The 14,825-nt window shown below is 68.6% G+C and carries 14 protein-coding genes; 4 read left to right on the forward strand and 10 right to left on the reverse strand.

The window, feature by feature from the left end:
* Positions 1–34 precede the first annotated feature (34 nt).
* From ACH438_RS21730 to ACH438_RS21740, 3 genes are all read right to left on the reverse strand, one after another.
* Positions 35–2,026 (reverse strand): M13 family metallopeptidase, encoded by a 1,992-nt coding sequence (locus tag ACH438_RS21730; protein ID WP_397007877.1) that lies wholly within the window; start codon positions 2,024–2,026, stop codon positions 35–37.
* Positions 2,027–2,153: 127 nt separating this feature from the next.
* A complete protein-coding gene (locus ACH438_RS21735) occupies positions 2,154–2,534 on the reverse strand; it encodes a DUF397 domain-containing protein (protein WP_397007879.1) in 381 nt (126 codons plus the stop codon).
* 10 nt (positions 2,535–2,544) lie between these two features.
* Positions 2,545–3,417 (reverse strand): Scr1 family TA system antitoxin-like transcriptional regulator, encoded by an 873-nt coding sequence (locus ACH438_RS21740; protein WP_397007880.1) that lies wholly within the window; start codon positions 3,415–3,417, stop codon positions 2,545–2,547.
* A 90-nt stretch (positions 3,418–3,507) separates the two neighbouring features.
* Here ACH438_RS21740 and ACH438_RS21745 point away from each other — a divergent pair, with 90 nt between their 5' ends.
* Positions 3,508–3,981 (forward strand): hypothetical protein, encoded by a 474-nt coding sequence (locus ACH438_RS21745; RefSeq protein ID WP_397007882.1) that lies wholly within the window; start codon positions 3,508–3,510, stop codon positions 3,979–3,981.
* A 12-nt stretch (positions 3,982–3,993) separates the two neighbouring features.
* Here the strand turns inward: ACH438_RS21745 and ACH438_RS21750 are convergent, their stop codons facing one another.
* A complete protein-coding gene (locus tag ACH438_RS21750) occupies positions 3,994–4,491 on the reverse strand; it encodes a DUF4190 domain-containing protein (protein ID WP_397007884.1) in 498 nt (165 codons plus the stop codon).
* Positions 4,492–4,501: 10 nt separating this feature from the next.
* Complete coding sequence (locus ACH438_RS21755; protein ID WP_397007886.1) at positions 4,502–5,281, reverse strand: pirin family protein; 780 nt, start codon at positions 5,279–5,281, stop codon at positions 4,502–4,504.
* Between the two features lie 258 nt (positions 5,282–5,539).
* Here ACH438_RS21755 and ACH438_RS21760 point away from each other — a divergent pair, with 258 nt between their 5' ends.
* The 3 genes from ACH438_RS21760 to ACH438_RS21770 all read left to right on the forward strand — a co-directional run bounded on the left by ACH438_RS21760 (position 5,540) and on the right by ACH438_RS21770 (position 9,434).
* A complete protein-coding gene (locus ACH438_RS21760; RefSeq protein ID WP_397007888.1) occupies positions 5,540–6,007 on the forward strand; it encodes an NUDIX hydrolase in 468 nt (155 codons plus the stop codon).
* Positions 5,914–7,575: a hypothetical protein gene (locus ACH438_RS21765; protein ID WP_397007890.1), complete on the forward strand. Its 1,662-nt coding sequence runs from the start codon at positions 5,914–5,916 to the stop codon at positions 7,573–7,575. The genes ACH438_RS21760 and ACH438_RS21765 overlap by 94 nt, the downstream gene beginning before the upstream one ends.
* 179 nt (positions 7,576–7,754) lie before the next feature.
* A complete protein-coding gene (locus tag ACH438_RS21770) occupies positions 7,755–9,434 on the forward strand; it encodes a DUF4185 domain-containing protein (RefSeq protein ID WP_397007892.1) in 1,680 nt (559 codons plus the stop codon).
* Here the strand turns inward: ACH438_RS21770 and ACH438_RS21775 are convergent.
* From ACH438_RS21775 to ACH438_RS21795, 5 genes are read right to left on the reverse strand one after another with little or no spacing between them, the layout of a single operon-like run.
* Positions 9,403–10,281 carry a biotin-dependent carboxyltransferase family protein gene (locus ACH438_RS21775; protein WP_397007893.1) on the reverse strand — a complete coding sequence of 293 codons (879 nt, stop codon included), beginning with the start codon at positions 10,279–10,281 and terminating at the stop codon, positions 9,403–9,405. The two genes, ACH438_RS21770 and ACH438_RS21775, sit on opposite strands and share 32 nt — an antisense overlap.
* The gene (locus ACH438_RS21780; protein ID WP_397007895.1) at positions 10,278–10,982 is read right to left on the reverse strand and encodes an allophanate hydrolase subunit 1; all 705 of its coding nucleotides are present in this window, start codon (positions 10,980–10,982) and stop codon (positions 10,278–10,280) included. The genes ACH438_RS21775 and ACH438_RS21780 overlap by 4 nt, the downstream gene beginning before the upstream one ends.
* Positions 10,983–11,027: 45 nt before the next feature.
* A complete protein-coding gene (locus tag ACH438_RS21785; protein WP_397007897.1) occupies positions 11,028–11,780 on the reverse strand; it encodes a LamB/YcsF family protein in 753 nt (250 codons plus the stop codon).
* Between the two features lie 60 nt (positions 11,781–11,840).
* A complete protein-coding gene (locus tag ACH438_RS21790; RefSeq protein WP_397007899.1) occupies positions 11,841–13,208 on the reverse strand; it encodes a sulfate/molybdate ABC transporter ATP-binding protein in 1,368 nt (455 codons plus the stop codon).
* Positions 13,201–14,820 carry a DUF885 domain-containing protein gene (locus tag ACH438_RS21795; RefSeq protein WP_397007901.1) on the reverse strand — a complete coding sequence of 540 codons (1,620 nt, stop codon included), beginning with the start codon at positions 14,818–14,820 and terminating at the stop codon, positions 13,201–13,203. Before ACH438_RS21795 ends, ACH438_RS21790 begins: the two co-directional genes overlap by 8 nt.
* Positions 14,821–14,825: the final 5 nt, after the last annotated feature.

Here is a 14,825-nt window from a genome sequence, read left to right on the forward strand (position 1 = left end):
CGGACGGGGACCCGAGGTCCCAGCGCTGACGGAGCTACCAGATCTTTACGCGCTCGGTGGGGTCGAGGTAGAGGGCGTCGCCTTGTTTCACGTTGAACGCTTCGTGGAAGGTGTCGAGGTTGCGGACTACGCCGTTGCAGCGGAATTCGGGCGGGGAGTGAGGGTCTACGGCGAGGCGGCGGATGGCTTCCTCGGCGCGGGCCTTGGTGCGCCAGACCTGGGCCCAGCCGAAGAAGACGCGCTGGAGGCCGGTGAGGTCGTCGAGGACGGGGGAGTCCTTGCCTTCGAGGGAGATTTTGTAGGCCTCGAGGGCGATGGTGAGGCCGCCCAGGTCGCCGATGTTCTCGCCGATGGTGAACTCGCCGTTGACCTTGTGGTCTTCGGAGAGGTCCTTGGGGGTGAACTGGTTGTACTGGGCGATGAGAGCCTTGGTGCGCTTGCCGAATTCGGTGCGGTCCTGTTCGGTCCACCAGTCGATCATGTTGCCGTCGCCGTCGTACTTCGAACCCTGATCATCGAAGCCGTGACCGATCTCGTGACCGATGACCGCGCCGATACCACCGTAATTGGCGGCGTCGTCGGCGTTCATGTCGAAGAACGGGGGCTGCAGGATGGCGGCCGGGAAGACGATCTCGTTCATGCCCGGGTTGTAGTAGGCGTTCACCGTCTGCGGGGTCATGAACCACTCGCCGCGGTCCACCGCGCCGCCCAGCTTGTTCAGATCGCGATCGTGCTCGGCCGCATAGCCGTTGCGGTAGTTGCCGACCAGATCGGCCGGGTCGACCACGATCGCGGAGTAGTCCCGCCACTCGTCCGGGTAACCGATCTTCGGGGTGAACTTCTCCAGCTTGGCGAGCGCGGCCTGCCGGGTGGCCGGGCCCATCCACTCCAGCTGGGAGATATTGCGGCGGTACGCCTCCTGCAGGTTGGCCACCAGTTCGACCATGCGGGCCTTGGCCTCCGGCGGGAAGTGCCGGGCCACATACAGTTTGCCGACCGCCTCGCCGAGCAGATCCTGCACCAGGGAGACGCCGCGCTTCCAGCGGTCCCGGTTCTCCTGCGCGCCGGTGAGGGTGCGGCCGTAGAAGTCGAAGTTCTGCTCCACCAGGTCGGTGGTCAGGTAGGGAGCGCGGCTCTTCACGACACGCCAAGCCGCCCAGGCCTTCCAGTCCTCGAGCGACTCCGAGGCCCACAGCTGCGCGAAGGTGCGCAGGTAATCCGGCTGGCGCACCACCAGTTCCGCGAACAGCTCCGCGCCGGAGCGATCCACGCCCGCGGCCAGCGCCGAAGTCCACGCGGCCCAGTCGAACTCGGGGTTCGCGGCGGCCAGCGCGTCGAAGGTGGTCAGGTTGTAGCTGAGTTCGGCATCACGGCGGCGCACCACATCCCAGTGCCCGGCGGCCAGCTTGGCCTCCAGGTCGAAGACGCGCTGCGCGTCGTAGTCCAGGCCGGCCAGTTCGAACATGCGGCGGGTGTGCGCGACGTACTTCTCGCGGATCTCCGCGTACTCGTCCTTGTGGTAGTAGGACTCGTCGGGCAGGCCGATACCGGACTGGGAGGCGTGCACCAGGTAGCGCTCGGAGTTCTTGTCGTCGGTGTCGACGTAGAAGACCACCGCGCCGCCCACGCCGGTGCGCTGCAGCCGGCCGATGAGCGCGGCGAATTCGGAGCGGTCCGAGACGGCGGCGATGGCGGCCAGTTCCTCGGCGATCGGGGTCAGGCCCGCGGCCGCGACGGCCGCCTCGTCCATGAAGCTGTTGTAGAGGTCGCCGATCTTGCGCTCCTCGGTGCCGGGGGCGGCATCGGTGGCGGAGGCGTCCTGGATGATCTGCTGGACATCCTTCTCGGCCTGGTCGTACAGCGTGCGGAAGGCGCCGTCGACCGCGCGATCGGCCGGTATCTCGTAAGTGTCCAGCCATTTGCCGTTGACGTGCGCGAACAGGTCATCCTGCACACGGACAGCCTGATCTACGAAGGACAGGTCGATACCGGAAGGTGCGTTCAGCTGCGAAGTCACAGTGCCCATCTTGCCCTTCCGCTGCGCTCCGGGCAGGTTCGCGGCCCTGAAGTCTCGATTCTTCCCTCCCTCCGCTCCTCCGCTTCGCTCCCCCGCTCCACTCAGTCCAGAATCGAGACGGCCGCGAACTCGAAGGTCAGGAGTAGGCGGGAACTCGATCGAACTCGCCGTCGCGGACTCCCGCGGTGAAGGCAGCCCATTCGCCAGGGGTGTAGACCAGGGTGATCTCGGCGTGGCGCAATTCGGTGTGGCCGTCGGGGCGGAGGGTCGAGGTCAGGGCGGCGGGATCGGTAGCGCGGCCCATGATCACGGCCAGGAACGACATCCATTCGCGCGCGGTGACGGTGATGACGGGCTCGGATTCGAGGCGATTTTCCGGGTTGCGCCGGTACTTGCTGTCGCGGATGAGCACCGCCACACCGTCGAATCGAACCTCCACGCACTGATTTCCGTTATTGGTACGGGTCGACGTGAACCAGCCGGTGGATTCCGGCTGGTACTTCGCGGTGGTAAGCATGCGCTGCATTTTACCGTCCGGCCTCCGTATCCCACCCTTTCGAATAGCGTTCGATGAGCTCCAAAGAATCTGCGCGGCTGAGTGATTGGTCCAGCGCACGCACAAATGCGAACCCCAGATCGCGAACCTGATCCGTATCTTCCACGGCGCCACCGAAAACCGCGCTCTCCACCCAGGTGAAGGTGGGCAGATTCTCGGAAGCGAAATCCAGCAGATGAAAACTCGAGCCACCCAGCATCGCACCGCGCGTGGCGGTGAACGGAATCACCCGCACCGAAACGGAATCCAGTTCCGTGAGCAGATCCACCAGGTGTTCGAGTTGGCCGCGCAATACTTTCGGGCCGCCGATCTGTTGCAACAGCGTGGCCTCGCCGACCACCGCGGTCAATTCGACCCGGTCGTCACCGCGCAATCGTTCCTGCCGCCGCAACCGCACCGCCACCAGTTGTTCCACCTGTACCGGGCGGATCATGACGTCGGCGCTGATGAGCGCTCGCGCATACTCTTCCGTCTGCAGCAGGCCCGGCACCACCAGGCTGTCGTAACTGCGGATGCTCTCCGCCCCGAACTCCATGCCGTAATAGCGCTGCAGTTCCGCGCCCAGCAGGGCCGAGGACTTGGCCCACCAGCCGCGTTCCTTGCTCTCCGTCAGCAGGTCGAGCAGTTCCCCGCGTTCCTCGCCGTCCACCTCGAGCAGTTCCAGCACCGGGCCGATGGTGGTCGCGGTGAGCACGCGCCGGCCCTTCTCCACATGCGACCAGTTGGCCGGGGTGAAGCCGGTGCGTTTGGCGAAGGTGGCCGAATCGAAGCCGCGCTGCTCGCGGAGTTCACGCAGCCGCAGAACCAGCTCCCACCGGGCGACCGTGGGCGAGACGGGTGCCATGACAGGCGATCCTACTCCGCACAACTCACTGGCGTGTGACTATTGTCATACCGATTGCGGGATAATAGGGTCGGTAGCAGGAGGTTCGCCATGAGCGCGCTGGACCCGTCCTCATACACCGCCACCCAGGAAGCACTGGCCCGCTGCCGGCGCTACCGCAAGGAGCACGGCCTCTACGGAGTCGTCGACTCGGCACTCGGGCGGATCATGCTGGAAGTCGGGGCGGTCGGCGCGGTCACCATGCCCGCTGAGCTCGGCGCACGCGTCCGCAACCGGCTGCAGGCGCAACACCGGTGCGGGCCCGTCATCGCGCATCCGCGGTCCGGGCGGTGGACCTTCCTCACCGGGCCGATGGACGACTCCTACCTCGACATGGCCCTGTTCTCCGACCTGTTCCGGGACTGCGCCTCGGTGGCGCTGCCGGGTAGCCGCATCGTGCTGCCGTCGCCCAGCGATGAGCACACCGGCTACCGCGCCTGGATCTGCCCGCCGCAGGGCGACTTTCGGCCCGAACTCGCCGAAGTGGTCGGCGCTACCCGCGAATGCCGCCCGGCCGCCGGGTGACCGAGCGACCGCTCACGGGGTGGGTTCGGGCGTGACGGTGATGCCGTACTTGTCGCTGATGGTGGTCTTGAAATCGTTCTGGCACTGGTCGATCTTGGCCTGATCGTTCCCCGCCTTGTTCAGGCAGTCGACCAGATCCTTGCCGCCGTTGTCGACGAACCAGCTGTAGGCGAAGACCGCCAGCAGGATCGAGATGATGATGCCGACAATGCCCAGGATCAGGCCCGCCACGCCCATACCGAGGCCGCCCGCGGTGCCGTTGCGCGCCTTCACCATTGCGATGAGACCGAAGATCGCCGCGAACAGGCCGAACAGAATGCCGCCGACCACCGTGACCGAACCGATCACCGCGAGAATGCCGAGCACCAGCGCGGTGATCGCCAGGCCCTTGCTCTTCGGCGACTCCTGCCAATACTGCCCGCCCGGCGGACCGTAATTGCCCGGCGGAGGCGGCGGATAACTACCCGGCGGATAGTTGCCGTACTGACCTGGCGGCGGGTACTGGCTCATGGGGTCGATGCTATTGCCCACCGAGGCGGGCATGCATCTCCCACACCAGAATTTCCGACGGCAGGTTCGCCGTCACCCGCTGACCGCCGCTGCGCACCATGCGGACCGCGTCACCCTCGTACAAGGTGCCCACGCCCTCCATCTCCACCTCGCCGCGCGCGACGAAGACATGCAGGTAGGGGGCTTCCGGCAGGCGCACCTCGACCGGCTCGGCCGGACCCGCCATGCGGGCCACGTGCAAGGCCGAATGACTGCTGGCAATGGCGATGGCACTGCGATCCCGATAGCGCGGCAGACCCGAGGCCACCGTCACCAGACCGCCGCCGGCCAGCTCGTCGTCGACCTCCAGCTGCTGATAGCCGGGCGTCAGGCCGGGCTCGTCCGGCACCACCCACATCTGCACGAAATGCACCGGCTCGTCATGCTCGGGCGCGGTACTCAGCCGCCACGAATCGTTCTTCTCCGAATGCAGAATGCCGGTACCCGCGCTCATCCGCTGCGCCAGACCCGGATAGATGACACCGTTGTGCCCCAGCGAATCCTGGTGCACCAGGCTGCCGCTCAGCACCCAGGTGACGATCTCCATATCCCGATGCGGATGCGTTTCGAATCCCTCACCGGGCAGGACGATGTCCTCATTGTTCACCAGCAGCAGGCCGTGATGCGTGTTGTCGGGATCGTAATGCTCCCCGAACGAGAACGAATGCTTCGAATCCAGCCACGCCACACGGGTTTTCATGCGGTCGCCGCCACGATGGACATCGATGTGTGGTGTCGTGAGGGTGGACACCGCCGTACTCCTCTCACCGGCGAGCACCGATCGGATTCCAGGGTAGGGGCATAATCCATGCCCTGAGCTGAACTCCAGGTAAATAGTCTAGCGTGAGAGCACCGTTGCCCTACCCGCCGCCGACCAGGCGCTTCACCCTCGGCACGCGGTGCGGGCAAATGACTGGCGATGATCATCGGGAAGTCCGCGCGACGGCGTGATCCGGGTGGCGACCGTATCATGATGTGCCGCAAGTGAAACCGGAGGGAGAGCAGGGGGATGCGACCCGAAGTACTCGCGGGCATCGAACGCGAACTCCGGCAGCAGGCAGAGGCCGAGGGGATCGCGCATTTCGTGGTGGGGGTGGCGGTATTCCGCGCGGGCAAACTCCTGGTCGTGCGGCGTGTCGAAGGCACATACCGGGGCATGTGGGAGTTACCCGGCGGCGGCGTCGAATCCGGGGAAAGCTTCGCCGACTGCGTGGAACGCGAACTCTTCGAGGAAACCGGACTGCGCGTACTCAACATCACCGACGTACTCGGCGGCTTCGACTACGCCACCCGGACCAAATCCCGGGTCCGCAAATACAGCTTCGTCGCCGAGGCCGAGGCCGGCGACGTACTGCTCGATCCGGCCGAGCACGATCAATACCAATGGATAGACGCCGACAGCCTGGACAACCTGCCCATGGCCGACGATATGCGCGCCGCGGTTTTCGCCTTGGTGACCACGCACCCGGCCCGGTGACCCGGACGGCCCCGCTGCGCGGCAGGCTGGCGGCGGCCCGCACCGGACTGGCGGCCGCGCGCACCGGACTCGCCGAGAACCCCGGCACGCTACGGCTCACCGCGGTGCGGCTGGCCGGGCAGTTCGGGGACGGCATGTTCCAGGCCGCGCTGTCCGGGGCGATCCTCTTCAATCCCGAACGCGAGACCGATCCGCTCGCCATCGCGGGCGGATTCGCGGCACTGCTGCTGCCGTATTCGATCATCGGGCCCTACGCGGGCGCACTGCTGGACCGCTGGGATCGGCGGCTCGTGCTGCTGGTCGCCAACGTGCTGCGCGGACTGCTCATCGCGATCACCGCCGTCAGCCTGGCGGCCGGCGCGGGCGACAGCGTGCTGCTCGCCCTCGCATTGGCGGTGGTCGGCGTCAGCCGGTTCGTCAACGCCGGCGTGTCGGCCTCACTCCCACGCGTGCTCGCCCAGCGCTGGCTGGTCCCCATGAACTCGATCATGGCCACCGCCGCCTCCGGCTGCGCGATCCTCGGTGCGGGCGTGGCCTTCTCGATCATCGGCCTGGCCGGGGCCGGAAACACCGCCTCCGGACTCGCCGTCGCGGGCAGTGCCGCGGGATCCATCGTGGGCGCGGTGGCCGCCGCCGGGTTCCGCCCGCGCGCCCTCGGACCCGCCTGGCCGGCAAGCGAATCCGGCGGCGCATCGGCAGCGGCCGCGGCGACCACCCGGCCGCAACCCGAGGCACCCGGCGCCCCGCGCGGCGCAGCCCCCATGGTCCAGCCCGACGCGACGCCCATAACCCAGCCCGACACGAAAACCACGGGCCGACCCGACGCTGAGCCCAGCACCCAGCCCGCGGCGGCACCCGGCAAGCCCGCTGCGGTGCCCGTCCAACGCGGCACGGTACCCGGGCAGCGGAGTGCGGTGCGGGCCATAGCCGCCGGCCTCAGGGAGGGGGCGGTGGCTGTCTGGCGGGTGCCGGAGGTGACGACCACGATGATCGGGATCGGGGCGCATCGGGTGGTGTTCGGGGCCGACACGTTGTTGATGGTGCTGGTGCTGCGGCGGGGGGATCAGGCGGCGGTGGGGGCGCATATCGCGCAGTTCAGTGCGGCGATCACGGCTACCGGGGCGGGGATGCTGGGGGCGGCGGTGGTCGCGCCGGTGCTGATTCCGCGGCTCGGGCGGCCCCGGACCGTGGTGGCGGGGCTGATCGTGGCGATCGTGGTGCAGTTGACGCTGGTCACGCCGATCACCGTGGCGCACGGCGCGGATGAGGATCGGGCCGGAATGATGCTGCTCGCCGCGGCCTTCCTGCTCGGGCTGGCGGGGCAGACCATCAAGCTGACCGGGGACGCGGCCATGCAGATCGGTATCGACGACGCGCACCGCGGGCAGGTGTTCGCCTTGCAGGACACCATCTTCAACATCACCTATGTGCTGGCACTGGCGGGCACGGCACTGTGGATACCGTCCGACGGGCGCTCGCCGGCCGTCGTGGTGGCCGCGGCCGGTGTCTACGCCTGCGGTATCGCCGGCATCGCACTCAATTCGCGGCGCGGCCGGGCGACACGGTAGCGATCACACCGGAGCGATAACGATCTTCCCGGCCCCGGCACCCATCCGACGGGTCACGGCGATCGAATTGTCTTGGGGTCGGCCGACAGTGCGGTCGGCACGGCCCGTTTTTCCGTGTTCGCGATGTTAATATCGCCCGGGGTGCCACCCCCAGCCCCGGATGAGGAGACGCATACGGCATGGGATTCCGTTCGGTCGCGAGACCACGACGTTCCGAAATCCCCGCCGCACTCACCCTCTCCGGCAGTGTCGCCGCCGTCGCCGCGCTCCTGCTGCCCACCGCGACCGCCGGCGCCGCACCCCTCGCGCCCTGGGCCCCGCCGCCCGTGAACAGTTGCGGCGAAACGGGATACGACCCGCTGGCCCGCCAGCAACCGCCGGGACCGCCGCCGCCGCAATCGAATCCGACCATCCACATCCCCGTGCCGGTCCCGCAGATCATGCCGGTGCCGATTCCGGGACCCCTGCCCGACAACACCCGCATCGACCAGCAGCCGCTGCCCGAGGACCCGTGCACCAACCCCTGCCCGGACATTCGCGACGATGCCAAACCGAAGACGGATGTGCCTGCACCGCAGGATGATCCGGCCACGACCCAGGACCCCGCCGCCACCGGCACCGGGGAACCGCCGCAACCCACCACCACGCCGCCTGCCACGACGCCACCGCCCGCCACCACGCCACCGCCACCCAGCACCGGCAATCCGCTGGGCCTGCCGCAGATCCAGATCGACCCGCAGACCGAGCCCATCCCGATCCCCGTCCCCGGCGGCGAACCACCCGAACCGCAGCCCGCGCCCACCCCCGACGTGCAGCCCGCCGCACCCGCTCCGGTCGCGGCCGCACCGGCGAAACCGCAGGTGCAGTCCGTGGATCTGGTCGATCAGGTCACCGGGCACGGCTCCGCCAACCGCACCGATATGCGGTGGTCGGTCGACGGCACCGACCTCGGACTGATCTGGGAGACCAAACCCGGTCAGGTGGCCGTCGTCTTCGGCGACACCTTCGGCAAGGGCTGGGAGGCGCCCGGCGCGGGCACCGGCGACCAGGACTGGCGCAGCAACACCATCGCCTACAGCAGCAACCGCGACCTGTCGAAGGGCCTCACCCTGGACAGCTTCGTCCAGGACAGCCGCTGCCACGCCGCCCAGATCCTGGACAGCCGCAAGATCGCCAACTTCGAGATCACCACCATCCCCACCTCCGGCTTCGCCGTCGGCGACCGGCAGTACCTGACCTACATGTCGATCAACCGGTGGAGCAAGATCCCGGGCATGTGGTGGACCAACCTCGGCGGCATCGCCTGGTCCGACGACAACGGCCGCACCTGGACCAAATCGCAATGGGCGCAATGGGACAACCTGTTCGGCGCCAACCGGTTCCAGGTCTCCACCATGGTGCCGCACGACGACTACGTCTACGTGTTCGGAACACCCAACGGGCGTATGGGATTCATCGGCCTCGGGCGCGTACCCAAGGACCAGGTGCTCAACAAGTCCGCCTACCAGTACTGGGTCAACGGCAACTGGGAACCCACCGCCGGACCGGGCCAGCTGCTCGCCACCTCCATCGCCGACGGCATGGCCGGCGAGGTCTCGGTGCGCTACGACCAGGACAGTCAGCTGTGGCAGATGACCTACCTCGACGTCAGCAAACACCAGATCGTGCTGCGCACCGCCACCGAACCGCAGGGCACCTGGTCCGCGCCGGTACCGCTGGTCGACACCGACGACTATCCCGCCGCCTACGGCGGATTCATGCACCCGTGGTCGACCGGCAAGGACCTGTACTTCACCATGTCCGCCTGGAACAGCTACAACGTGTACCTCATGCACGCGAGCCTGGATCCGGCGCACTGAGCCGGAACCGCACCGCCTGCCCCGGGCGGGCCTGCGCCACCACATCCACATCGGCGTCCACCACCACACCGATCACCGGATAACCGCCGGTGATCGGATGATCGGCCAGGAACACCACCGGCTGACCGCTCGGCGGGACCTGGATGGAACCCAGCGCCATTCCCTCCGTGGGCAATTCGGTGTCCACCGCACGCCGCAAGATCGGACCCGAACGGCGATCCAGGCGGGCGCCGATGCGATCGGTATCCGAGGAGACCGTCCACTCACCCGCGAAAAGCGCTGCGGCATCGGCGAACCAGTCAGCGCGCGGGCCCGGCACCACCCGCACCGTCAGCGGTCCGGCGGGGAGCGCCGCGATCGGGGCCACATCCACTGTCGGATGCGTGCGGGGCGGTTTGCCCACCGGCAGCAGATCACCCACGCGCAACGGCTCCGGGCCGATACCCGAGAGCGTGTCGCGACTGCGCGAACCCAGCACCGGCGGCACATCGATACCGCCGCGCACCGCGATATAACTGCGCAGGCCCGACAGGGCGAAATCCAGCCGAAGCCGTTGATCCTCCTCGATTTCCAGCACGCTGGCCGTGCCCATCGGACGACCGTCGACTGTGATAGGGGCGGCGGCGCCCGTCACGGCCACGGTGAGATGCCGCTGCGCGAGCAGCTCCACGCCACCCAGCAGGGCCTCGATGGCGGCCGCGCCCTCCGGATTTCCGACCAGGCGATTCGCCAGCCGCAGCGAACCGCGATCGGCCGCGCCCGCCGCGCCGACACCCGAGTCGAACCAGCCGGGACGGCCGAGATCCTGAATGGTGGCCAGCGGGCCCACCCGCTCCACGCGGATCACGCTGCACCGCCTTCGATATCCACGAACTGCACGCGGGTCCCCGCGCGGACCAATGCGGGCGGGTCGCGATCGACATCCCACAAGGTCAGATCGGTGGTGCCGATGAGCTGCCAGCCGCCCGGACTGCGCCGGGGGTAGACCGCCGAATAACCGCCTGCCAAAGCCACCGCGCCGGCCGGGATGGCGGTGCGGGACTGGGCGCGGCGGGGGACCGTCAACCTGCGGTCGGGGGATTCCAGATAGCCGAAGCCCGGTGCGAAACCCGCGAAAGCGCAACGCCATACGGCACCTGTGTGCTGTGTGATCAGCTCGGCGCGGGTAAGGCCCAGCAAGGCCGCCACCTCGGGCAGATCCTCGCCGTCGTAGCGCACCGGGATCTCCACCGGATCCGTGCGGGAGCCATTGCCGCCCAGCGGGTCACCCGCCACCGGTGCCCCGGCCAAGCCGGCCAGCAGGGCCGACAGCTGTTTGCGGACCGGTTCGGCCGCCGCCGGGGAAGACAGTGTGACCAGGACGGTTTCGGCCGCGGGCAGCACATCGACGACTCCGGCCGGCCGGGTTCGCAGGGCCGCCACCAGCTCGGTCAGCAGATCGCGCTGCGGTGGGATCACCAGCAGGGCGCAATCGCCGGCGGCCCGGATATCGCCGGGCTCCCGCGGGGCAGAACGGAATTGCGTGCCGGCCGAATCGGAATCGTTCATTGTTCACCCATCAACATGCCGAGTTCGTAGCTCGCGGCCGCACCGTCAGGTGAAGGCCCGCACGGGAATTCCGGAATCATCCAGGGCGGCGCGTATGCGGCGCGCCATCACCACCGCCGCCGGAGTGTCACCATGCACGCAGATGCTCGTCGCGGAGACTGCGACCGTACCGCCGCCCACGGTGACGGCCTTTCCATGATTCGCGATCGACAGCGCCTGCGTGACCGCTTCGTCCTCGTGCAGCACCGCGCCCGGCGTGCCCCGCGGGGCGAGCAGGCCCTCCGGCGTGTAGGCGCGATCCGCGAAACCCTCACCCACGAACGGAGTTCCGGCCGCCCGCGCCGCCTGCTCCAATTCGGTGGCGGCCGGTCCCAGCAGGGCCAGCGCGGAATCGAATTCGCGCAGGGCGGTGACGACCGCATCGGCGAGGGCCCGGTCCGCGGCGGCCTGGTGGTACAGCGCGCCATGCGGTTTCACATAGCGCACCCGGTCACCGGCCGCGCGAGCGAAGGCGTCCAGGCTGCCGATCTGATAGAGCGTCTCGTCCCGCACCTCGTCCGGAGTCACCGGGATCGCGCGCCGCCCGAACCCCGCCAGATCCCGATGCCCGATGTGCGCACCGATCCGCACACCCCGCTCCACCGCCAGCGCACAGGTGCGCCGCATGATGGCCGGATCCCCGGCATGGAATCCGCACGCGATATTCGCACTGGTCACGACGTCCAGCATGGCCGCGTCATCGCCCATCCGATAGGCGCCGAAGCCCTCGCCGAGATCGCTGTTGAGGTCCAGGGTCATAGCTCCTCCCGAGCTCCAGAATATGACTCAGGTCACATCGATGAGACAGTGGCCCGCAGCTCAGTATGAATAGACCTCGACCTCGGTCGCCTTCACGGCAAAGAACACATCCATGCCGGGAGCAAGATCCAGCTGGGCCGCCGCGGCGGGCGTCAGATCCGCGGCCAGCCCCGCGGTCGCCCCCGGACCGTCTTCGGCGCGCACGCGGACGATACCGCCGCGATCCTCCAACTCCGCGATCCGCACCCGGAATACATTGCGGGGACTGCCCTCCGGATGCTCGCGATGGACCGCCACCGCGGCCGGTGAAAAGACCGCGGCCGCGCGGGAATCCGGCACAACGTTCTCCGCCGACCGACCGGTCACAGTCATATCGCCGTCGATGACGGTGACAAGACCGGCGGTCTCGCCGTCGGCCCCGGTACCGACGATCAGATTCACACCCGCGATCCGCGCGGCGAACCGGCTCCGCGGCCGCGCGAGAACCGTTGCCACCGGCCCGGACTCGACCACCCGGCCGGACTCGATGACCGCTACCCGATCGGCGAGCGTCACCGCGTCGATGATGTCGTGCGTCACCAGGATGGTCGCCACCGGCCGCCAGGACTCCCGCACTCCGGCAATCCGGCCCGCGCGACCGGCAGTCGCCGCCACACCCGCACCGCCGACAGCGCGCACCAGGCGAGGAGAGGCGGCGCCGCCCAGCGCACCCTGCCCGATAGCAGCGGCGGCGCCCGCATTGCCGGCGGCACCCGGCGCGCGCGTGACCTTGCCGGCCGCCGCAGCTCCTGCGGGCGTCGACGGTGCGTCATCGGTGATCGTGAGTGCCGGCTCGGACAGCGGATTCGGTCGGAGGACACGACGCAGCAGGGTTCGCATTGCGGGTGCGGCGGTCACATCCAGGGCGGCCATGGGTTCGTCGAGCAGCAGCACTTCGGGCCGGACGGCCAATGCGCGAGCGAGAGCCACCCGCTGCGCCTGCCCACCCGACAGCGAACCCGGTGCGCGCCTGGCGAAATCCCACATGTCGACCGCCTCCAGCCATTCCCGGGCGACCGCACCGGCCGCATGACCGCGCACGCCCCGGCTGCGCGGGCCGAAGGCCACATTCGCGCGGACCGACAAGTGGGGGAAGAGCAAGGCGTCCTGGGCGAGCATGGACACCGACCGCTTGTGTGGCGGTACCGCAATGCCTTTCGCGATATCGGTGAGCACCTCACCGTTCAGTGTCAGCCGGCCCGAATCCGGGACCAGCAGCCCGGCCACCATATCCAGCAGCGTCGACTTGCCCGCACCGTTGGGGCCGAGGATCGCCAGCACCTCACCGGGCGGCACCTGCAACTCGACCTGGAAGTCGCGCTGCGCCAGGGTCGCCGACAGCACCAGACCCGAATCCGCCACGGCCACCGGGGACTCGGGGTCAGCCATCGTGCACGCCGAGTAGGGCGGCCAAGTGGCGGGGGGCGGGGGAGCCGTGGGCGAGCATGGCGTCGTGCCAGGTGCGGAGGGGGGTGGTGGTGGGGCGGGCGGCGGCTATGGCGGAGATTTCCGTGTAGCCGACGAAGTAGGTGGAGAGCTGGGTGGAGCTGAGGAGGGCTCGGCGCCATTTGCCGGCGGCTTCGCCTTCTTCTTGGAAGCCGCGGCGCAGCATGAGGTCCATGGCGTCGGACTCGGTCATACCGGCGCAGTGGACGCCCTGGTCGAGGATGGCGTTGATGGTCATGCGGAGGTGGGACTTCAAGCGCTGCAGGAGGACCGGGAGGCCGCCGAAGCCGTGGTCGGACATGAGTTGTTCGGTGTAGACCGCCCAGCCTTCGATGAAGGTGCCGCTCCAGCACATGGCGCGCGCCGCCGTGGAACCACGGAAACGGCGGGCCCGCGCCAATTGCAGGTAGTGGCCGGGCATGGCCTCGTGGACAGTGAGATTGCGCATCATGTGGTCGTTGTATTCGCGATAGAACGAGGCGACCCGCTCGGCCGACCAGTCCGAAGGGGTCGGGGCGATGGCGAAAAACGTGGGCAGCTCGGCGGTTTCGAGCGGGCCCACCGGATCGCAGTAGGCGACGGCCACACCGCGCGCGAACTCCGGCATCTCCTGGATCACCAGCGGATCGTCGACGAGAGTCGCCAGCTCGTGGGCGGCGACGAACGCGGTCGCCTCCTCGAGCGCGGTGGTGGCCGTGCCGACCACCGTCGCATTGCTCGGATGATCGGCGGCCAGGCGGGCCAGCGCCGCCCGGACCGTGTCGTCGTCCGGATTCGCGACGCCGAGCAGTTCGCCTGCGGCGGCGCGGATCTCGGTGGTCAGGCGATCGAGGTGGGTGTGCGCGCGGTCCAGCACCGCGGCGGCGCTCAGGTCGGTGTCGAGGGTGTGCCAGAGTTTGGCCTCCCACAGGCGGCGGCCCAGTCGCGGGTCGCGCTCCGAATGCTCGACGCGTTCGGCGAGCCAGCCCTTGAATTCGATCAGCGCCGCCACCGCCGTCCGCGCGGCCGCGTCGATCTCGAATCCGGGCGCCTGCGCGGTCAATTCGGGCAGCAGGTCGTGGATGAGGGACTTGACCCCGCCGAACTGGCCGATCGCCGTCTCCACATGCACGCGCGGGCAGTCACCCAGCACCTTGCGGGCCGTCGCCAGCGCATCCGGCAGGGCTTCCAGGCGGGATCGCACCGCTTCGAGCCGCTCCTCGGCGGGCGCGAACGGGCGCGCCATCAGGCCGTACAGCAGCGGACCCGGATTGTGCAGCAGCGGATTCCACTCGTGCTCCCGCGCCTCGGTGAATTCGAAGAGCATCCCGTCCACGTGCTGCTGCAGCATGGCGTGATCCACCCGATCCTCCGGATCGAGCTCGTCGTCGTCCACCTCGGCCAGTGCGTGCGAGGCCTCACGCAGCATGGTGACCTGCGCGGCCACCGCCCCCGGCGAATAGTCCGGCAGCCGGTGATCGGCGCCGTGATCACCTACGAACGCGGCCAATTGCGGGTCGGCGGACAGCACGGCGGAGACGATGCGCTCCGCGCGATCAGCGAAAACACTCGGCATTCCGG

The organism is Nocardia sp. NPDC020380, from assembly GCF_044386975.1.
GTDB lineage: Bacteria > Actinomycetota > Actinomycetes > Mycobacteriales > Mycobacteriaceae > Nocardia.